Genomic DNA, 20,782 nt, shown 5'->3' with positions numbered 1-20,782 from the left:
TCTGTGTTTAATGAATCTTTTTCCTGCGCGCAACTAGCAGAGTCAACAAGACCAACGTCAACATCAAATACCACTGATTAACAGGTACCATGGCAGGTGGTCCGCCTTGAATAATGGTAATCGGTGCTGAACCTGCGGAGTTTGCAGGTCCTGAGAAATTTTGACCATTTGAGCTGAAGTCAAAAGCAGAGGTGGTGTTAGTGAAAGCACCTGTTACTGATGAAGGCAACTGTACATCTACTGTAATCTGACATTGTCCTTGTGCTGGAATTTCAAGATCAGTCGCTAGGATAACGCTGGTTCCAGTCACTGATGAGCTCGCACCACACACGTTTGATTGTGGTAAGCCCAATGCCGTTGCACCACTGATAAACGCACCTAAATCATCACTGAATGTTGCCGCTGTCAGTGGCATGTTGCTGGGGTTGTTGATTGTAAACATCACTTGAATTATTGACCCTTCTACTGCTTGGGCAGAGTCAAATGACTTGTTAATAGCGGGTAAATCGAACACATCAACATTCGCATTGGCTGCAGCAACAGTGCCAAAATCAGTTACTAAAGTACTGGTGATATTATTATACTGGCCAGCAGTTTGTGCAGTGATTGATACAGAAATTTCACAACTGTTGTTGCCATTGACCGTACCATTGGATAAATCAATGCTGCTGCCATTGGTATTCACTGTGCCACCACAACTGTTTGATAAATTGTTAGGTGTGGCGACTGTAATGCCCGCTGGTAAGTTGTTGGTGAATGACAACCCCGTAAAGCTGCTTGGGGTGGCGCTGTTATCAATGTCAAATGTCAACGTGGTTTCTTGTCCAACAAACAGTGCAGATTCTGCAAATGATTGTGAGAATACGGGTAAACCAGAAATCGTAAGGTCAGCTGATGCGACGCCACTGTTACCACCAGAGGAGGTCAGGTTGCCACTGACATTTTGATTCAATCCCATTGTGGCACTGGAGACATCAATCGAAACAGTACAACTTGAATTGGCAGCTATTGAACCACCAGAATATTGAGCTGAAGCAGATCCTGACGTGGCTGTCAGTGTTCCACCTGTACAAGTTGTGTTTGCATTGGGTGGTGTAGCAACGGTCATTCCTGCAGGGAAGTTGTCAGTAAAATCAAGATTGGTTGTGGCCAAACTGTTGGCACTATTATCTATGGTGAATGTCAAATTAACCACTTCGTTCAGAATTGCAGTGGTCGGATTGAATGCTTTGCTGAATGCTGGCGCGCCTTCAACAGTTAATGTATCAGAAGCTGGCCCTGAGTTACCGGCTATTGAAGTTAAATCTCCAGATGTATTGATGAATTGACCACTGTTTTGTGGAGCGACATCGACCGAAACTATACAGCTACCTGATGCTGATACGCTGCCACCTGTGTAATTTATTGTCGTTGTACCTGATACGGCAGTCAGTGTTCCGCCAGTACATGTGGAGCTGGCATTATTGGGTGTAGCAACAGTTAATCCGACTGGCAGGTTGTTGGTAAAAGAGAGTTGCGATGCTGCCAATGTGCTGGCACTGTTGTCAATAGTGAACGAGGCCTGACTGACCTGTGATAGATTGATCACATCCGGTGTCCAAAGCATGCTGAATGCGGGTGCTGAATTCACCCTTAAGGTCGCTGTTGCTTCTCCACCGTCTGCTAATCCAAACGAGTTGAGCATGCTTGTGGTGTTTATATAATTTCCTGGAGGGGTTGCCGTGGGGATGTGAACTTGTACAGAAAATTGACAATCAGAAGCTGCTGGCAATTCACCTTGATTAAACAAAATGGTATTTGTACCTGATAATTGAGATAAATTGCCACAGCTTCCATTTACGGGCAATCCCACAGCCACAGCGCCTGGAATCATGGCATTTAAATCATCACTGAAACTGATTCCCTGTTTGGGGTTGTTGCTTAAGTTAAACAGCTGAAAATCCAAAGTGGCCATTTGTCCTGCATAGACAGAACCTTGGAAAGACTTGGTTAATTCTAAACTGAACACACTCAATGCATCGCTGCTGGCAGGTCCCGATACCGGAGCACCATTTAAGGTTCCTGAAATGGCACTGGTGGTGTTGATGTGTTGGTTCCCCAGTGTGGCATTTGCGGGCGTTTGTAATGTGACGTTGAATGTGCAATTACCAGAAGCCGCCAAATTCCCACCGGTAAGTGTTAACAGGTTGGTGCCGGTCAATTGTGCGCCTGTTCCACAAACGTCATTGATGGGCAGTCCGGTAGCAACCATGCCAGTCAATGTGGCATCTAAATCATTTGTGAATGTGATGCCATTAACCGCATCCATTGCATTATTCTGAATGGTGAACTCTAGCGTTACAGTGCCGCCTGGAGCCACAGGGTCATCAATGAACTGTTGACTGAAACTCAAACCGTCAATCACATCTAAGGTATCTGTGGCTGGGTCAATAGTCAATGCGCTGCCATTGATTGTGGCAGATAAGTTGCTTGTGATGTTGTTGTATAAATTAGAAGCAGTTGCTACAGGTATGGTGGTGTTGATGCTGAAAGTACAGCTTGTCGAAGGGGATAAAGTACCACCTGTAAATATCAGAAATGTTGTCCCTGATAATTGAGAGCCCATGCCACAAATATCATTTTGAATAACGCCATCACCTGCCCAATTCGCGATAACACTGGTCAAGTTGTTTGTGAAAAATATGGCAGAGGCATCATTGTTGGGGTCTAGGTTGTCAATGGTGAATTCAATAGCGACATTTTGTTCAGCGGCGACAACCTGCCCAGGTATGATGTTCATTTGAAAATCAATGGCTGAAAGTTGTAATTCATTGGTGGTAGCTGGACCGTTGAGTGAAATACCTGACACAGTCGCCGATAAGCCAGATGTTGCGCTGGGGTATGTACCTAAAGTAGCAGCAGCTGGAACTTGCAAAGTGACATCGAATACACATGTGTCACCAGCTTGCAAAGTGCCACCTGTAAATGTTAATAAATTCGTGCCTGTAATGGACCCACCGCACACATTAATGGGTAGTCCTGTGGCTGTCAAACCACTCAAAACGGCATCCAAATCATGGGTAAAAGACAAATCAGAGGCGTCGCTTGGGCTTTCTGCAGGTAAAATGATTTCATATTCTAGGGTGACTGAGTCGCCGGGTATCACAGGATCATCAACAAAGTTATGTCTGAATGCGGGTGCGTTCAATACTTGTAATTGGTCAGATGCTGGAAGTCCTACGCGCGTGGTGCCGCCAACAGTTGCAGATATATTTTGAGTTGCTGAGTCATAGGTGTTTGTCGGCATGAATGCAGGTATATCAACAGTGACAACAAAGGTACAACTGTCGCCTGGCATGCCTGCAGGATTGAGTTGACCATTTAACACTTGAATGCCTTGTTGGTCAGTGTCTATGAATGCCATACTGGCTGATGAGCCAACACCACAAAAGTCATTGGCAGGGAAGGTGGCATTGGCAGGAAAGGGTAGAAAAGGCACAATCTGATGTAAGAATGTGACATCAGTAGCAGCAGATGTGGATGATGTATTGGTGATGGTGTATTCAATGTCGGTACTGTTGCCAGCGATGACAGGATTGCTTAAAAATGCCATGGTAAGTTGTGGTGAAGGTTCAATAACCCAGTTGGCACTGGCACTGGCGGATGACGCATTTTGACCATTGATTTGGTAGTTGATGTTGCTGCTGGTGCTGAGGTAGGTTCCTGAAATGGCGGCGCTGCTTGTGGTTAACTGAATACTCAGTTGACAACTTTGTTCAGCTGCTAAAGAGCCTGATGAAAATGACAACATGCCAGAACCTGTACCTGTCACGCTTGCAGAACAGGTATTGTTGACCACTTGACTGAACTGGGTTCCTGCAACCAAAGCACCAAAATCATCGGTAAAATTAATATCAGAAGCACTGTCGTTTCGATTTAATAGGGTCAATTGGTAATCAACTTGTACTGTGCTACCTGGAACAGTGGGGTCATTAACAAAAGATTTGGACACCTGTAACTCTTGTCCGACAACATCGATTACTGCTTTAGCGAAGCCTGAGTTCAAAGGTTGAAAGTTTCCAGTGACAGTAGTGGTTAAATCACTTGATTTTAACTTGATAGACTGGTTTCCAACACCCACAACATTGACAGTGAGTGCACATGATGCACCAGCGGCAAGCGTGTTTTGAAAGTTGTTGTCAAAGGGAATTGAAAATGATTGTGATTGGTGGTCAATCATTAAGCTACTGGGACAATCTGAAGTATTTAAATCAGGCAGGCCAAATACCAAACCAGGAGGAAGCTGTTGGGTGAGTTGTAGGTTATAGATTGCATCAGGATTTGCTGAGTTATCCACTGTATAGGTTAATGTGCTTGGGCTGCCTGAATTGATGGCATTGGGTGAAAAAGACATGGTGATACTTGGGCGGTCATCTGCCACTGTTAGGTCATCTGTTGAAGTGCCTGAATTACCCGCAGAAGAGGTTAAGTCTCCAGAAGTATTGATATGTGTTCCGATGGTGCTACCGACGACAGAAACACTGATTGAACAATTTTGGCTTGCACCTAAAGTACCATCAGTCAAAGTAATTGTGCTGCCACCATTGGGTGCAGTTAAGTTTCCTTGACAACTGTTGCTTGACAGTGAGCCTATGCTGAGTCCGGCAGGTAAGTTGTTTGTGAATGCCATATCAGTAATGGCAGCACCATTTTGATTGTCAATCGTAAATAACAGCTCAGTGTGGCTTCCTGGCCCTATGGTGTCAGGTTGAAACTGTTGAGAAAAACTCGGTTGTGCGTGCGCAACAGAAAATAATTGTGCAAAAAATGCACAAGCCATGCCAAGCATCATTTTTTTCATGCCCTGTTCCCCTTACGGATGATGTGATAAAGGCAATGATTTTACACTCGTTAACAAAATCTTTAAAGGGGTAGAGAGCTGCTATTTTTTGGGTATGATTAATTCCGGATCCAATCTCAAGCTTGTTCCAATGTTCAAACGCCAATCCAAATGAGGTCCAGTAGCGCGTCCAGTGGCACCAATTTCGCCAATTTTTTCACCTTGTTTTATGTGTGTGCCAGCTTCTACATTAACTTGACTCATATGTAAATAGGTGCTGTTCAAACCATAACCGTGGTCAATGATGACGGTGCCGCCTGTGTAAAAGTGGTCAGTCACCGCCATGGTTACTATGCCATCAGCGGGTGCTATGATAGGTGTCCCAGTTTTATTGGCAATGTCCATGCCGTAATGCGGGCGCTTGGGTTCACCATTTAATATGCGGCGTGAGCCATAAACACCAGAGATACGGCCTTCAGCAGGCCAAATAAATTGCTGTAAAAACGCCCTTTGTTCGCTCCAAGCTTGGCGTGCTGATTTGACTTCGGCTTGTTCTCTTTTTATGCGATCCCAATCTTGTTGTGGCGGGTTGACTTTAGATTTAGGTAAGCCATTAATGACTTCTGTTGGAAAGTCTCGAAGTGAAACAGGAACAGTGGTTTGGTATTTTTGGCCTTGATGCGTGATGGTGATGTTTTTGGCTTGCTCATCAAAACGGCCAAAACCAAACATGAAGTAGCCGTCTTCAGTGACAGCCACATTTTTATCTTCAACAATTACTTTTGCGCCGGGGTTGGTTTGACCAATCAATAGGGCACCTTGAACAGGTTTTCCTTTGAGTTTTAAAAAATACCCTTCAGCTTGGCAAACAGAACCCAAAAGTAACAACAAACAAATCCTTGCAATCATCATCTTCTACGGTAAAAATTACGATTCTACCATTGATTAAAAAATGATGAAGCTGATTGCCATAGAAACTGCCACGGAAAATTGTTCTGTTGCCTTGTTAAGCGAAGGCCAAATATCGCAGAAACAAGCTGAAGAACCGAGAAAGCATGCCGAATTGGTGTTGCCCTATTTAGATGAATTGTTACAACGATCAGGTGTGCAGAAAAAGGACATTGAGGGCATCGTGTTTGGCAATGGGCCAGGTGCTTTCACCGGTGTGCGCATTGCCATTGGAGTGGTTCAGGGTTTGGCTTTGGCTTTGGATGTCCCTGTTTTGGGTGTATCCACCCTGCGAAATATGGCACAAGGTGCTTGGCAAGCGGGAATTCGCGGTGAATTGTTGGTGGCCAATGATGCACGCATGAATGAAGTGTATTGGGCCAGTTTTGAATTATCAGATGCAGGCATAGATCAAAAGCAGGGTGATCAATTGGCGGCCCCTGATGATTTACCTTTATCAGGTTTTGATCATGCTATGGGCAATGCCTTTAAAACATTTCCTGAGTTGATTGAAAAGGCCAGCATGACTTGTGATGCTGAGGCGCTACCCAATGCTAAAAATTTATTGTTAATGGCTCATAATGACTTTAATGATCAAGCCATGGCCGTTCATGAAATTGAACCCAATTACGTGCGTCACCAGGTCGTCAGAAGTTAAAGTCTTATGCAGATTGAATCAAAAACCAAGAACCCAATGCCAAGAATGATACATAGCCAACGATATCAGTAACGGTAGTCAAAACCACACCGCCGGCAATGGCTGGATCGATACCCATTTTTCGTAACATGACAGGAATAACCACACCTGCCAGAGCACCTGCCAATAAATTGATACCCAAAGCCAATGCAATCACCATGCCTAAGTTAGGGTCTTTGAACCAGAAAAAAGTCACGGCTGCCAGCACGCCAGCCCAGAGTACACTGTTAAGAAAGGCAATCATGAATTCACGATTCAGCAAGTGTTTGATGTTGCCACTACCTACCTGACCTGTGGCCATACCTCGTATCATCAGGGTCAGACTTTGAGAGCCTGCAATACCACCCATTGATGCCACCACTGGCATCAAAATGGCCAATGCCACGACTTCTTTTAATACCGCTTCAAACATACCAATAGCCAATGCAGCCAACAACACCGTAATCAAGTTAATGCCCAGCCAGACAGCACGCCGCTTTGATGAAACCAAAATAGGCGCAAACATATCACTTTCTTCATCCAAACCGGCCATACGCATCACTGAATGTTCGGCTTCTTCACGAATCACATCGACCACATCATCAATCGTAATTCGGCCAATCAGCATGTTGTTGTCATCGACCACAGGCGCAGAAATCCAATCTGAATGCTCAAAATCTTGAGCCACTTCAGAGGCCGGTGTGGTATCTAAAATGGCTGATGAAGATTCATCTAACAAATCACGAATTTGCGTCTTGGGGTCTGCGGTCAGAAAATCGACCAATGGTACACGCCCCTTAAAATGTCCTTTTCGACCTACTGCAAAAAAATCACCGACAGGCGTAGGCAAATCACCACGGAACTGCAAATACCTTTTGACCACTTCAACCGTCACATCTGTTCGCACAGTGACCACATGCGGGTCCATCAGACCACCGGCTGAATCCTCAGGATATGACAGCACACGTTCCAACAAGTCACGAGATGCAATGTCCATTGAGAGCATCAATTGGTTGGTGGCTTCTTCAGGCAAATCGGGAATCAAATCGGCCATGTCATCAAGGTCAAGATCACGAGTGGCTTCCACCAACTCCTCAGTTTCCATCTCTTCAATCAGGCTTTCGCGTACCTCATCATGCAGCGAAACCAAGACTTCACCTTGACAAGTGTCCTCCACAAGTTCCCAAACCAATTTACGTTTGTCGCTCGGCAAGGACTCCAAAAACAAAGCCACTTCTGCACCAGGAATGCCATTGATGATGCGTGTGACCGCACCCATCCGTTCATCATTCAACGCTTGGTTTAGTGCATGGATGTCTTTTTCTGTGGCTTCATTGGGTACGGACTCGACCATAAATGCTTTCCTTTTGCTTTAATAACTGTGGCTTTTGTTACGGATATTTTGTTAAATCATTAGCTATTGTAAACAAGCTGCTTGCAAGATGCATGACAAAAAAACAATCATTTTCAATAAAATAGCCGCACAAGATGTCAAATTGATTCAAGATATTGAGCGGCAAGCATACCCAAACCCTTGGTCCGATCGCATCATGTTAGATTGCATCAATGCAGGCTATCAGTGCATTAAAATGATGCGTGAGGAGGAGCCTGAAAAAATCATAGCCTATGCTTTTTTAATGATAGGTGTTGAAGAGTCACACTTGCTTAACATTACAGTAGACCCACAATTACAACGCCAAGGCTTGGCAAAGCAAATGATGCACCGATTGTTCCTCATCAGTCGAATCAACCGTGGAAAACAAATGATTTTAGAAGTCAGGGCCAGTAATGAAGCGGCGATTGGTTTGTATCAAAAACTGGGCTTTAAAAAGATAGGTAACCGCCGCAACTATTACCAATACAACGGCACCAAAGAGGATGCCGTGGTTATGTCATGTGCGGTACACAAAAACAGTTAACCAAAATATAATTAAAGCATCCCGGGATAAAATGTTTGGTAAAACCAAGCGTATTTATCTTTGACTTCTTTGAGAATGCGCAGAGGAACCTGGTGCGCCTTCGGCGGCGCAATCTGTTTGTGTGTTTTGTGTGGGTATTTGAAGCGATAATAACTGTCACTTTCGTGGGCTTTGACTGGTAATTGATTGGCATCAAAAATAAGGTTGTCTAAACCCAGCCATTGGTAAATGTTTTGCATGACCTCTACTGGTCGGCTCATTAAATCTTCAAACACCACGTAAAACAATTGTGACTGCGTTTTTTGATCTTGGTCCTGCATGGCTTGGATTAATTGTAATGGGCCGCCAACCACACCTTGATCGGCAAACAATTTATCGGCACGTTGATAAGGCGTCATATTGGCCATGTTATCAGGAAAATCAATCAAAGCCGTTTTTTTGTGTCTTGATTCAATTGAGCCTAAAATTTGATCAGGTTGTCTGACACAAACCAGCATTTTGAAATCTGGCACCAAAGTTTTGAGCAAATCCAAATCGGCCAACCAACCTCGATTTTTATCGGCTACCCAAGGCTTGTCAGTTTCGGCTTGCCAACCATTAATAAAGCCAATCATGGCATTGTGGATGCGTTGATAACCCAAATCAAAATCGACATCAAGCTGCGCCATCATGAAATGGTCTTCTGAAAAACCAGATCGGATTTTTTTCAAAGATGCAGCCAATGGCGAACTGTGACCAGTCGAGTAAATTTCAGGGTGCATGCCCAGTAGCTGACACATCAAAGTGGAGCCAGAACGGGGCAAACCTGAGACAAACAACGGTGATTTATTCAGTTTCATGGTCGACTATTATGTCAAATGTAAGACCCAAAGGTGAAGCGTCATGTTCATTGATTAAACCGTCATTGTCCGAGTCTTTTTGCGGCTCTTGTGACTGAAGGGTGTGCTGAAGCCAATAAACATACTGTTGCGTTTGTGTGTCTTTAGAGAAGTTTGCCAAGTTAATCTGTTGTTCCAAGAAAGTACAGTTCAAGCTGGAAAAATCACAAGTCACCGTTTGCTCACCTGCCTGTTGGTTGAGTTTTTTATTCAGCTGACGAACGGTCAGTGTTTCAAAGCCATTGTCAAAAATATAATCATCATCGATGCTGCCTGCAAGTATAAAAGGGGTGGTTTGGTTGATGGCAGGGTCATCAGATAAAATGCCAAAAGTTAAATGCTCAACCCCTTCGTAAACACCATCTGCCACTGTTGAAAAGTTGAAAATGGTTCTGCTGTAGCCTGCGGTTAAAAAAGCTTGGCCTGAAAGTACAGAGGAAGACTGGGTGAAATCAGATTCATCGACACCTCCTGTTAAAGCAAATTGGAATGAAGCGTGGTCATAAACAGGTAAATCAGTGGCGACTTCAAATACCAAAACCTCCCCTTCTTGGATGTCAGTTTGAACAGCGTTGAGGTACATGGTGGCTTGGCCATAGCCAGTGACTTGAAAATAATAATTTGAGAAGTCTGGGTCATTGCTGGTTATGTTGACATAATTGATGCCTGAAGGCCCAACTTGATTGGGGTCAAAGGCCACTGTGAAAGGCAGTGATTCATTGGGTTGTAGCTCAAATTGTGACAATTGCGACGTGATGGTCATGTCATTGAATTGACTTGTTGTTGTGATACTGTTGGCTTGATTGCTTAGTTCTAAAGGAGCAAATCCGACATTGTGAAGTTCAAAGGTTTGTTCAATCAAACCACCAGCCACTGGCGTGTAGCCGAAGTCAGTGCCATCATCAACAGATGGTGTTTCATCTTCAGCAGCAATGACTTGATCATTGTGGGTGACAATTAATTTGGGTTGCGGCTCGACACCTTCGGCTGCTATGACGAAATCAAAAGGGTTTTCGTCAGGGTCATTGTTGGCAATTGAAATGGTCGCTGTGTCGCTGCCTTCGGTAGTTGGGTTGAAAGTCACTTCAAATGTCACTTCATCTTGGTAATTCAAAGTATTACTTAAAGGCTGTTGAGTGACAGTGAATTGACCGCTGCTATTTTGAATTTCAACTACAGGTTTGCCGGTTAAATTTAACTCACCTTGACCTGAATTGTTGATGGTGTATGTTTTAGAAACAAGCTGTGCATTGACTGCAACAGAGCCGAAATCAGTGGAATCTGACTCACTGGGCGTGACATCGCCATCAGAAATTTCAATTCCATTTGAAAGCACAGATATTTCAGAGGGGAGTTCACAGCTAAAAGTTATCAGGTCAGCTAAATCAAAATAATCATTGTTATTGTTGCTGCTTTGGGGGGCTGTTTCGGCTTGATTGCCGTCAAACCACAGGTCGCAGATTTTGACTGCTGGCAAACTAGCTGGCATGCCTTGGTTGTTGCCATTGGTGTTTTGTAATGTATGTAAAACAAAAATGCCGCCGCCAAATGCTTCGGCTTGATTTGGAGTTGAGTTGTTTTTTGTTGCAGAGCTGTTATGAATCTCTGAGTTTAAAAAATCCACAGACCCTGAGCGTATAAAAATCGCTCCACCCATTCCTGCTGAGTTTTGGCCATCGCCACCGAAGCCGGCTTCTCCATCATTTGGTGAATTTTCCCAAGCTTTACCGCCACCAGCCCCAAACCCTCCTTTACCCCCAAAATATAAGGATAAGCCAAAGTCTAAAGTATAGCCACCGCCTCCGCCAAAGCCACCGTTTCCACCATTGCCGTAATAGCCATAACCGCCTCCCGCACCAAATCCACCATTACCGCCATGTGAAAGATCTCCATAACGACCACCTTGAGCAAAATCAGAGTCGATATTTTGATAGTTTCCATATCCGTTATAAGCACCGTTATTATTGGTTGCCCTTGAAAACAAGCCACCACCGCCTCTATGAGATCTTCCAAACATACCTCCGCCGCCAGTCTGACCAAAATAGTGCTGCTCAGAGTTAATCGCATTGCAATGGTTAAAGCCGCTGTTGTTGATACTTATATCACCATCATATATAAATAAACAACCACCTAGCCCGGCTCCATCCCCACCCTCACCACTGCCACCTCCTTTTGCTAAACCGTTTCTGATATCTACATTTTTGATGGTTACTTGACCTGATTTGATAAACAAAGGTCGGAATTCATCATTGCCGCTGATGGTTCTGCGGGTGGTGTCGCTGGTCAGTGTGGTATCTGAATCAATCAGCCGCTTCATGACACCTGTGACGGTGACATCAGTTTGCAATAAAATTTCATCAGCGCCAGGCGATTGGTTGGCTTGTAATATAGCCCAGCTGAGGGTGTTGGCGACCAAACCCGTACCATTGTCATTGTTTACAGTGACAGGGAATATGCCAGCTTGGGCTGTATTGACAGATAAAACAGATGAGGAGGCTAAGCACAATGCCATTGCTTTTGAAAGGCGATTTTTTATCATGAGCGGACGTGTTTTTTTAAAGGTAAGGATTAAACCATGGAGTGTGCCTATAATCAAATACTTACAATGTAATTGCTTATTGTTTGTAGTTGTACAATTGTGTAATAGACTCGCTTCAGGTAGAATCCCTTTTTTATCAAAAACACACGCCATGAAAAAATTTGTTTTGCTCAGTTTGTTACTCACATTTTTTTCAGCATCAGCTGAAAATAAATATTCCTACCTTTGGGGCATCCAGTTTCCAGCATTGATAACCCCAGATACACCTTGTTGTTTTGATTACGATGGTGATGGGGTCAATGATGATGGTTTGGGCGCGGCTTTGGCCTTGATGTCAGAGTTGAATGAAAACAATTACCAGCAAATTGCCGACCGTATTTTATTGGATAACGAAGTGGTCAAAGCTTTTCATTGGCATGGTTTGAATTTGGCACAAGACAACAACAACTTCACTTTTCAGATAACAGATGCCACCATCAATAACCCTGAAGTGGGTTTTATTCAAAGGTATTATGGCTATGCAGATTTAACCATTGATACGGCTTTGACACACAACCTATTCTCGGGCGAATTGATGAACCGTAAAGTCACGGCTACTGCGCCGATGTTGACCAATTTCTTGCGCATGGAAGGCCCGTTTGGAGATGATGCTTTGACGCTTTATGATGTCAAGTTTGAAGCTGATTTGGTTGAAGATGAAGGTTTGTGCCAAGGGGTGTGTACTGAGCAAGAATTGAAGGACCAAACCGTCGTTGGCAGTGGAAAACTGGGTGGTGTATTGCCAGCCTCAGAAGTATTTTCTGCAATGAATGAACAGTACCGTTTTTGTGCTTGTGCGGGCGTTAACCCAACACAAGACCTGCTCACATGGGAAGCCAATGATTTTGCAGGCAGCCTGATAGCCTCATGTCAACAAGACGTTGAGGCATCAAGTTGTTCCCAGGCTGATTATTGTTCAACCTTAACGCATGTCTGTGGTTATGCACCTGTTTTGGGCTTGGCTTTGGATTTAGATACTGACCAAGACGGCATCAATGATGCATTTTCAGTCGGGTTGCGTTTGGGTATTTCTGGTATTGATGAACTGAATTTACTGGATTTAATATTTGAAGATTCATTTGAATAAGCATTGCTGCAATGACAAAGTTTGAAAGGGAGTATCAGGCTCCCTTTTTTGTGCCTGTTGAAAAAAATGTTATCTACCCCCAATTTAATAACATCTTATAAATTAATTTGGAAATTATGAATATCAATAAATTAACAACCAATTTCCAACAAGCAGTGAATGAAGCACAGTCCATTGCGGTTGGAAAAGACCATAACATGATTGAAACAGCGCACTTATTTAAGGCGCTGTTGAACCAAGAAAATTCATCACTGAAAAATGTCTTGATGAAATCAGGCGTTAAAGTGGGCGCTTTGTCAGATGAAATAGAGCAAGCCATTAACAACATGCCAACGGTTTCGGGCAATGCAGGGCAGGTGAATTTATCCAACGGCTTGATTCGTGTTTTGAACTTGTGTGACAAGTTGGCCCAAAAGCGTGGCGATCAATACATAGCCAGTGAGTTGTTTGCTTTGGCGGCGATAGATGCCAATGACAGCATGGGCAAAGCTTTGAAAAAAGCAGGTGCCCAACGCGACTCATTAGAACAGACCATTGATGACATCCGTGGTGGACAAAATGTGGATGACCAAGGTGCTGAAGAAAACCGTCAGGCTTTGGAAAAATATACCATTGACCTGACTGAGCGCGCTGCACAATCAAAAATGGACCCCATCATTGGGCGTGATGAAGAAATTCGCCGCACCATTCAAATTTTACAACGCCGCACAAAAAATAACCCGGTCATCATCGGTGAACCGGGTGTCGGTAAAACGGCCATTGTTGAAGGTCTGGCGCAACGCATTGTGAATAACGAAGTGCCAGAAGGTGTTAAAGGCAAAAGATTGTTGTCATTGGACTTGGGGGCTTTGATTGCTGGAGCAAAATACCGCGGTGAATTTGAAGAAAGACTGAAAGCATTGCTCAATGATTTGAGCAAACAAGAAGGTCAGATTATCCTATTCATCGACGAATTACACACCATGGTGGGTGCAGGTGCGGCCGAAGGTGCCATGGATGCAGGTAATATGTTGAAGCCTGCTTTGGCTCGAGGCGAGTTGCATTGTATTGGTGCCACCACATTAGATGAGTACCGCCAGTACATTGAAAAAGACAAGGCTTTGGAACGTCGTTTCCAAAAAGTGTTGGTGGACGAGCCTTCGGTTGAAGACACCATTGCCATCTTGCGTGGTTTGAATGAGCGTTATGAAGTGCATCATGCGGTTGAAATTACTGATCCTGCGATTATTGCGGCGGCAACCTTATCGCATCGGTACATCACAGACAGAAATTTGCCTGACAAGGCCATTGATTTGATGGATGAGGCAGCCAGTCGCATTCGCATGGAAATTGATTCCAAGCCTGAAAAACTAGATCGCTTGGATCGCCGTTTGATTCAATTGAAGATGGAACGTGAAACGCTGTTGCGTGAAAAAGACAAAGCATCGAAAAAACGCCAGAAAGAACTTGAAGACAATATTGAAATCATGGAACGCGAATATTCTGACTTAGAAGAAATTTGGAACAGTGAGAAAGCGGCGGTCCAAGGCACAACACATTTGAAAGAAGCACTAGAAGAAGCCAAAGCACAGTTTGATCAAGCCAAAAGGGCGGGTGATTTGGCGAAAATGTCTGAAATACAGTACGGCACAATACCCCAATTAGAGCAGCAAATCGAGCAAGCGACTGAGGTTGATATGACTCAATTCCAACTGTTACGTAACAAGGTGACAGAGGCTGAAATTGCCGAAATTGTTTCGATGTGGACTGGTATTCCGGTGTCAAAAATGATGTCAGGTGAAAAACAAAAATTGTTGCAAATGGAGGACATCATACACAAGCGTCTGATTGGTCAAGATGAAGCAGTGAATGCTGTGGCGGATGCCATCAGGCGTTCACGCTCAGGTTTGTCTGATCCGAACCGTCCCATTGGCTCGTTCATGTTTTTAGGCCCCACTGGCGTGGGTAAAACGGAGTTGTGTAAATCTTTGAGTGAGTTCATGTTTGATACTGAGGACTCTATTATTCGTTTGGACATGTCTGAATTCATGGAAAAACATTCGGTGGCACGCTTGATTGGTGCGCCTCCAGGCTATGTTGGTTATGACCAAGGTGGTTATTTAACTGAGGCTGTTCGACGTAAGCCGTATTCATTGATACTTCTAGACGAAGTTGAAAAGGCGCATCCTGATGTCTTCAATGTCTTGTTACAGGTTTTAGATGATGGTCGTCTGACTGATGGCCAAGGCCGTACAGTGGATTTTAAAAACACGGTTATCATCATGACATCGAATTTGGGTTCTGATTTGATTCAAAGTCAAATTGATGAACCTTACAAAGTCATCAAAGAATCAGTGATGGGTGTGGTAGGTACGCACTTCAGGCCAGAGTTCATCAACCGTGTTGATGACATTGTGGTATTCCATCCGTTGAAGCAAGAGCATATCCGCATGATTGCCGGCATTCAAATTAAGAAAGTGCAAAAACGATTGGCAGCCAAAGACATGATTTTAGATATTGATGATGCGGCATTGGATTTCTTGGGCAGCGTAGGCTTTGATCCTGTTTACGGGGCAAGACCGCTGAAACGGGCGATTCAAGATGAACTAGAAAACCCACTGGCATCAAGGTTATTAGCGGGTGATTTTGTGGCTGGTCAAGTCATCAAGGCACGGTATGAAGGGGGGCAAATGAAATTTTCTGTAGGAAATTGACCCCATGTTGTCCATATTTTCCTACAAGCATGTAGGAAAATATGGACAGATATTTTTGAACCCGGTTGTCATAATGGTGTTCAGGATTCGAAGTCTTGGAGACGGGAACAGAGATGTTGAACAGTTATGGGATTAACTTACTCCTGCCATGGAGATGTGGGAGACTCGGGGTGAAAGGAGGAAGTTGTTATGCTTCCACAGAAATTAGCCGCCACTGATTTAAGTGGCGGTTTTTTTTTGGCTGTGAAAAAAGTAAACTTTGGCTACAATAGGCAGATGCAAGGATTCTTTTTTCAAATGATTGTTGGTGTTTTCAGCCACATGTCCCTTAAACGCGCTCACCAATGGGCGGCTTTTCTGGGTCGCATGGTTTGGCGTTTATCAGAAAAACAGCGGCGAATTACCACGGTCAATATCAAGTTGTGCTACCCCAATAAAACCACACAAGAACAACAGGTCTTAGCCAAAGCGGCATTGATAGAAACGGTTAAAACGTTTTTGGAGTTAGGGCGAGTATGGAAGAAGCATGCCAAAAATATAGAGGCATTGATTGTTAATGTGCATGGACAAGAAGCATTAGAGGAGGCATGGGGGGAAGGTCAAGGTGTGTTGTTGGCCGCACCGCATTTTGGTAATTGGGAAGTGTTGAATTTGTGGTTGGCAAAATATGAACCTTTTTCATTCTTATACAAACCACCCGAAAACCCCAAAATAGAACAGCTGTTGTATCGATATCGAGGCCAAAGTGGTGCCAACCAAATCATTGCAGATAAAAAAGGTGTTCGTCAAATCATACAAGCACTTAAAGACAAACATTTGATGGCCATCTTACCTGATCAACAACCAAAAGCAGGCCAGGGTGTTTATGTTGATTTCATGGGACAACAAGCCTACACCATGAGTTTGTTTTCAAAAATAGCAGCAAAAACACACGTTCCTGTGGTCATGGCAGTCGCTGAAAGATTGTCCGATGGTAAAGGGTTTGATATCCACATCAAAAGGGTGTCGGATGCAATTTATCAAATAGATGAATCAGGTGTGCGATGCATGAATCAAGCCATTGCTGAAATGGTGGCGATTAACCCGGCACAATATCAGTGGACTTACCGCCGCTTCAGCATCCAAGCCGACGGCAGCAAACTGTACCGTCGACCTGAAAGTTAAAAACCAATTATTGATTGTCTGTTGGTGCCAAGTTGTTGACAGGTAAATTGTTTTTCTGCCATGTGGCGTTATTTTTTAGGCTACTAGGAACTTGGATGTTGATGTTGTTTAATGTACCTGAGTACTGATCGGTCAATGTTAATTGACTGCTGCCTACAACGGTGTTGTCAGGCTCAATTCGTGGACAGCTTGGGCAAAATGATTGGGTGTAAATCATATCCAAACTGCTGTCATTATTTTCTCCCCAACCAATGGTCCAATAGGGTTCGCCTGATGCATCATATAAATAATGAACCACACCCCTGACTTGTCCTTGGGTGCTGATGCTCTCTCCCCAGCCGGCTTGACTTGGGGTGTACCAAAGTCCCGTGTGTTGTGACACAGTTGGCGGGGCGGCAAATTGATACCATTGCATTTTTTCTGCACTGAAATCATCACCAATTTGGCGCGTTTGAATCAAGTTGTTTTCATCAATCAAGGTGGTATTTGACCAGCCTACAGATTCATTAATGCCTTGACCCACTGTAAATGGTCCGTTGTGGTGGACATACAATAAGGAGTTGTAATATTGGTTTGCTTCTTCATCTTCAGCACCCGTGATGTACCAAATGGGGGAGCGATCAGGCAAGCCGGTATAATTGACATAGACCAATCTTTGGTTGTCGATGAAGTGAAAGTCTGTACCGTTACCTGAACGTACGGGGTTCCACCACAGGCCATTATTGGCTGTGATGTCGGAGCGGTCATTGATGTCACAGTGCGTGATGACACTGCACATGCCATTGTCTCCAATCTCGGCTTCAAGGATGCTGCCGCCGCCTGGATTAAACCCTTCATCAAAGACGGTGGCTTCGTGGTTTATGGAAAAAGACTTACCACAAGCGGCATCAGGCCTGACTGAAAAGACCAAGTCTTCGCTGGTTGTGGCGTTGGCTGCCAGTTTGCCCAGTGCCAATGCAGGTGTTTCTATGAATATGCTTTGAGGATCTTGACTTAAATTGGGGTGGTTTTTATCAAAAATACACACCGCTTGGTTTTGACTGATGCTTCCAGTTTGATTACAGGCAAATGAAATGCCGTCATTGCCTTCGGCATTTTGTATGCCTGTGGTGCTGTTGCTGCCATCTATGTCTTGTCCTTGGTACTGGTAAGTCCACTGACCAGTTGCTGGATACAAAATGGCTTGAAAATCTACATTTTCTATGGCATCTGTATTCCAAAAATCCGCACCTTTCCACATGAATATTTCGCAAGCCAGGTTGTTGCCTGATTCAGCTGCTCGCGGGCAGTCAGTGAATGATTGGTGATAGAAATCGCTGTTTTGTAGGTCACCATGCATGGGCGCAATTCTTGCTGTTCCAGCATCGTGACTCGCCACCTGTGGTAATGGGCAGTCATTAGAAAAGTCTATGCCAGTTATGTTCCCGTTACTGAGGTAACCATTAGATGATGCACGCAAGTTAGTGAAGCCAATGCCATACAATTTACTGTATTGAATTTCAATATTGGCTGTGGCACCTTCATCATGAGCTGGATATTCGTTGGTACCGATGTTCCAGTCGATTAATTCGCCGGAGTTACTGATGTCGATAAAGTGACTCTGGCAGGTGCCGCTGCTGTTACCATAATGGTCGCTGCTGCCAGAGGGGGCTGTTGTAACACCCCTGTTTTTTGACAAGGCGGCATATGTTCCAGAAGCAGTGGTTTGTCCTTGATTTTCAAAGTGTACTCTTGTCTTCCAGCGCTCACCTGGGTCGATGACAGCGTCATTGTTGCCGCACATTTGCATCAATTCACTTTGGATGTTTTGGACATCCATGATTTTTATGTCAGGAGATTGAATAGCCAATGCTTGCGTTGCTTGTGAAAAACAGCCTTCACTGTCTGTCACTTTAACATTTACATTGTTAATAAAAGCTTGATTGAAGGTGATGTTAACATCTTTGCTTTTGGCATCAATGATGTCATCGGCATTGGTGTCCCATTCAAATTGATAGCCACCGGAACCACCTGTAGCTTGAGCCGATAATGTTAAAGGTACGCCCACTTTTTGGTCGCCCAATACACTGATTTCCAGTGTGGGTGCTTCACAGCCTGCAGAACCTTGTAAGGTCATTTGTTGCGTGTTCAATGGGTCCAGCCAATCTTTGAGTCTGGATTGAGCTGAACTTCCTTGATCCCATGATTCTGAGAAGCGACCGTACCAGTCAGGTTCGTCATTGCCACATGACGCACTGCCGCCATGCAATTGTCCAATAAGTAAGTTGTTGGCGTTCCATAAGCCAGCACCTGAAGAACCGCCTTCTGTTGTACCAGAATCCCAGTCATTGATACGAAAGTGACTGTTACCTGAGCCAGTTTCACCGCCGTATGAAGTGAGGCTTAAAGCATCGTTTTCATGACTGATGCGCTTGGCGTCACCGCTGGGGTGGTGAATTGAGGTTGCTGAATTGGGCACAGTATTTGAGCGATCCCAACCCGTGTATTCAACACCATAAGCCAAAAGAGGTGTTTGATTGAGTTCAACCAAGGCAACATCGGAATATGGATTGCTGGCACGGTATGTGGCGCCACTTTGGCGATTATTGAAAGTGCTGGTTGAAATGCTGTTGCCACTGATGCTGGATCCTGGTGCCCGACAAGTCTGAGACTGGTAATTCCAAATCAGTTGAATTGAAGCGGCAACATTTTGCCTTTCATTTAGTGAAGCCTGGCCATTTTCTCCTGAATAGCCACAATGGTCCGCGGTTAAGAAATAAGGTTTGCCATCTTTTGCTGTATTGTTAATCAGCTGACCAGTACAGTAATATCCACCACCATTGGTTTGAAACACATAACGCCCTACTGAGTTGATTTCAGCTTCCCAGCCTTCACCTTCAGGACATGCTACATCTATATTACAGCTGCCACTTTTTTGATTTAAGGTTTCACTGCCATGTTGATGAAAGCCACGAGCGACGTTTTGGATGTTGAATTTAACAAACGCTTTTTCTTTGGCGTTAACGGTCAATACCATTTTTGCTTGGTCACCAAGGATTTCACCAGACCATAAGAAGCCGTGTTTTGTGTTGTGCTCATCACTGAAAGAATGAGGTTGATAAAATTTATCTTTACCAAAAACCTGTAGTTCTGCTGAGTACGGTAAAAAAACATCTGACATGCCAATGTTTAAACTGACGGCATTTTTACTGTGGAAATTGATGATCCACTGCCAAGTGTCTGCATCTAATTGAATCCATTGGCCACTGGTGGCTTGGCCTTTGTTGAGTGAAATGTCATCAATCAGTGTGGCTGCAGCCACTTTAATCAGGCCATTGGGGTTGTCCGTTGCCGACAATTTCTCTTTTGCTATTAAAGTCTCAGGCAGCAGGTAATCCACTTCAGCTTGAGCTATAGAAAACAGGCTGATTAATATAAAGGTTAATTTGTTCATGTTACACCTATAAGGTTTCTTTCAGTATCAACGCTTGATGACCATTGCCTTCCAGTGCGCGTTTTTGTTTGTCAGCTTCTCTGCCTGATTCAAAAGGTCCCACTCGCACGCGGTGCCATTGTGTGCCATTAACGTCTATGGATTGTATGTGTGCTATTTGACCAGAAAAAGCAATGCGCGCTTTCAGTTCTTCTGCATCTTTTAAGTTTTTAAATGAAGCCACTTGAAGAATAAAGGAGTATTTTTTGGTGTCACGAGCGGCGTGTTGTTTCAATTCTTCTTTGGGGATGACCACTTCCATTTCTGGTAAAACACTGTAAAAATCATAGTCATTTTTTTTCTTTTTCACTGTTTGACTGACGTCTTCAACAGGTTTGCCTTGTGTTTGAGTTTGTCCAGGTACTGGTTGGTCAGGGTGGCTTATGGGTTGTGGCACCCAGCCTTTAACATAAATAAATGTGGCCAGTAACAAGCCGAACAAAATGCCGCCAACCAAAATAATCCAACCGGGAACTGGTCTTTTATGGCCGGCTTTTCGACTGGTTTTTCTGACGCTTCTTTTCTTTGTGGTTTTCTTCTTGGCCATT

12 protein-coding genes are annotated in these 20,782 nt (G+C 44.1%); 5 read left to right on the top strand and 7 right to left on the bottom strand.

All coding sequences use genetic code 11. From position 1 onward, the window contains the following. Positions 1-7: 7 nt before the first annotated feature. Positions 8-4,840, bottom strand: coding sequence for a beta strand repeat-containing protein (locus FET73_RS11095; RefSeq protein ID WP_154224030.1), 4,833 nt, complete (start codon positions 4,838-4,840; stop codon positions 8-10). An 81-nt stretch (positions 4,841-4,921) separates the two neighbouring features. After that, positions 4,922-5,731, bottom strand: coding sequence for a M23 family metallopeptidase (locus FET73_RS11090; protein ID WP_246172732.1), 810 nt, complete (start codon positions 5,729-5,731; stop codon positions 4,922-4,924). Between the two features lie 40 nt (positions 5,732-5,771). Here FET73_RS11090 and tsaB point away from each other — a divergent pair, with 40 nt between their 5' ends. Beyond that, positions 5,772-6,425 (top strand): tRNA (adenosine(37)-N6)-threonylcarbamoyltransferase complex dimerization subunit type 1 TsaB, encoded by a 654-nt coding sequence (gene tsaB, locus FET73_RS11085; protein ID WP_154224028.1) that lies wholly within the window; start codon positions 5,772-5,774, stop codon positions 6,423-6,425. A 4-nt stretch (positions 6,426-6,429) separates the two neighbouring features. Here the strand turns inward: tsaB and mgtE are convergent, their stop codons facing one another. Then, positions 6,430-7,797, bottom strand: a complete 1,368-nt coding sequence (mgtE, locus tag FET73_RS11080; protein ID WP_154224027.1) for a magnesium transporter — start codon at positions 7,795-7,797, stop codon at positions 6,430-6,432. A gap of 88 nt (positions 7,798-7,885) precedes the next feature. Here mgtE and rimI point away from each other — a divergent pair, with 88 nt between their 5' ends. Continuing rightward, positions 7,886-8,362, top strand: coding sequence for a ribosomal protein S18-alanine N-acetyltransferase (gene rimI / locus FET73_RS11075; RefSeq protein WP_154224026.1), 477 nt, complete (start codon positions 7,886-7,888; stop codon positions 8,360-8,362). Positions 8,363-8,373: 11 nt separating this feature from the next. Here the strand turns inward: rimI and FET73_RS11070 are convergent, their stop codons facing one another. Both FET73_RS11070 and FET73_RS11065 read right to left on the bottom strand, forming a co-directional pair. Beyond that, positions 8,374-9,201: a sulfotransferase family protein gene (locus tag FET73_RS11070; RefSeq protein ID WP_154224025.1), complete on the bottom strand. Its 828-nt coding sequence runs from the start codon at positions 9,199-9,201 to the stop codon at positions 8,374-8,376. Further along, complete coding sequence (locus FET73_RS11065; RefSeq protein ID WP_179952243.1) at positions 9,188-11,779, bottom strand: choice-of-anchor D domain-containing protein; 2,592 nt, start codon at positions 11,777-11,779, stop codon at positions 9,188-9,190. Before FET73_RS11065 ends, FET73_RS11070 begins: the two co-directional genes overlap by 14 nt. A gap of 151 nt (positions 11,780-11,930) precedes the next feature. Here FET73_RS11065 and FET73_RS11060 point away from each other — a divergent pair, with 151 nt between their 5' ends. The 3 genes from FET73_RS11060 to FET73_RS11050 all read left to right on the top strand — a co-directional run bounded on the left by FET73_RS11060 (position 11,931) and on the right by FET73_RS11050 (position 16,762). Beyond that, the gene (locus tag FET73_RS11060) at positions 11,931-12,905 is read left to right on the top strand and encodes a hypothetical protein (RefSeq protein WP_154224023.1); all 975 of its coding nucleotides are present in this window, start codon (positions 11,931-11,933) and stop codon (positions 12,903-12,905) included. 116 nt (positions 12,906-13,021) lie between these two features. Then, on the top strand, positions 13,022-15,598 hold the full coding sequence (clpB, locus tag FET73_RS11055; RefSeq protein ID WP_154224022.1) for an ATP-dependent chaperone ClpB: 2,577 nt from the start codon (positions 13,022-13,024) through the stop codon (positions 15,596-15,598). Between the two features lie 189 nt (positions 15,599-15,787). Then, positions 15,788-16,762, top strand: a complete 975-nt coding sequence (locus FET73_RS11050; protein WP_154224021.1) for a lysophospholipid acyltransferase family protein — start codon at positions 15,788-15,790, stop codon at positions 16,760-16,762. Between the two features lie 7 nt (positions 16,763-16,769). On the opposite strand, the gene FET73_RS11045 is transcribed toward FET73_RS11050, so the two are convergent. Then, positions 16,770-20,195, bottom strand: a complete 3,426-nt coding sequence (locus FET73_RS11045; protein ID WP_154224020.1) for a trypsin-like serine peptidase — start codon at positions 20,193-20,195, stop codon at positions 16,770-16,772. Positions 20,196-20,202: 7 nt separating this feature from the next. Further along, the gene (locus tag FET73_RS11040) at positions 20,203-20,781 is read right to left on the bottom strand and encodes an SPOR domain-containing protein (protein ID WP_154224019.1); all 579 of its coding nucleotides are present in this window, start codon (positions 20,779-20,781) and stop codon (positions 20,203-20,205) included. Position 20,782: the final 1 nt, after the last annotated feature.

The organism is Marinicella rhabdoformis (genome assembly GCF_009671245.1).
Classification (GTDB): domain Bacteria; phylum Pseudomonadota; class Gammaproteobacteria; order Xanthomonadales; family Marinicellaceae; genus Marinicella; species Marinicella rhabdoformis.
This window is presented reverse-complemented; position numbering and strand designations above follow the sequence as displayed.

Excerpts from the sequence above, each read along its gene's own strand:
- mgtE (WP_154224027.1), bottom strand. The coding sequence starts at position 7,797 with ATGGTCGAGTCCGTACCCAATGAAGCCACAGAAAAAGACATCCATGCA.
- clpB (WP_154224022.1), top strand. The coding sequence starts at position 13,022 with ATGAATATCAATAAATTAACAACCAATTTCCAACAAGCAGTGAATGAA.
- FET73_RS11095 (WP_154224030.1), bottom strand. The coding sequence starts at position 4,840 with ATGAAAAAAATGATGCTTGGCATGGCTTGTGCATTTTTTGCACAATTA.
- FET73_RS11070 (WP_154224025.1), bottom strand. The coding sequence starts at position 9,201 with ATGAAACTGAATAAATCACCGTTGTTTGTCTCAGGTTTGCCCCGTTCT.
- FET73_RS11040 (WP_154224019.1), bottom strand. The coding sequence starts at position 20,781 with ATGGCCAAGAAGAAAACCACAAAGAAAAGAAGCGTCAGAAAAACCAGT.
- FET73_RS11045 (WP_154224020.1), bottom strand. The coding sequence starts at position 20,195 with ATGAACAAATTAACCTTTATATTAATCAGCCTGTTTTCTATAGCTCAA.
- FET73_RS11050 (WP_154224021.1), top strand. The coding sequence starts at position 15,788 with ATGCTTCCACAGAAATTAGCCGCCACTGATTTAAGTGGCGGTTTTTTT.
- FET73_RS11065 (WP_179952243.1), bottom strand. The coding sequence starts at position 11,779 with ATGATAAAAAATCGCCTTTCAAAAGCAATGGCATTGTGCTTAGCCTCC.
- rimI (WP_154224026.1), top strand. The coding sequence starts at position 7,886 with ATGCATGACAAAAAAACAATCATTTTCAATAAAATAGCCGCACAAGAT.
- tsaB (WP_154224028.1), top strand. The coding sequence starts at position 5,772 with ATGATGAAGCTGATTGCCATAGAAACTGCCACGGAAAATTGTTCTGTT.
- FET73_RS11060 (WP_154224023.1), top strand. The coding sequence starts at position 11,931 with ATGAAAAAATTTGTTTTGCTCAGTTTGTTACTCACATTTTTTTCAGCA.
- FET73_RS11090 (WP_246172732.1), bottom strand. The coding sequence starts at position 5,731 with ATGATGATTGCAAGGATTTGTTTGTTGTTACTTTTGGGTTCTGTTTGC.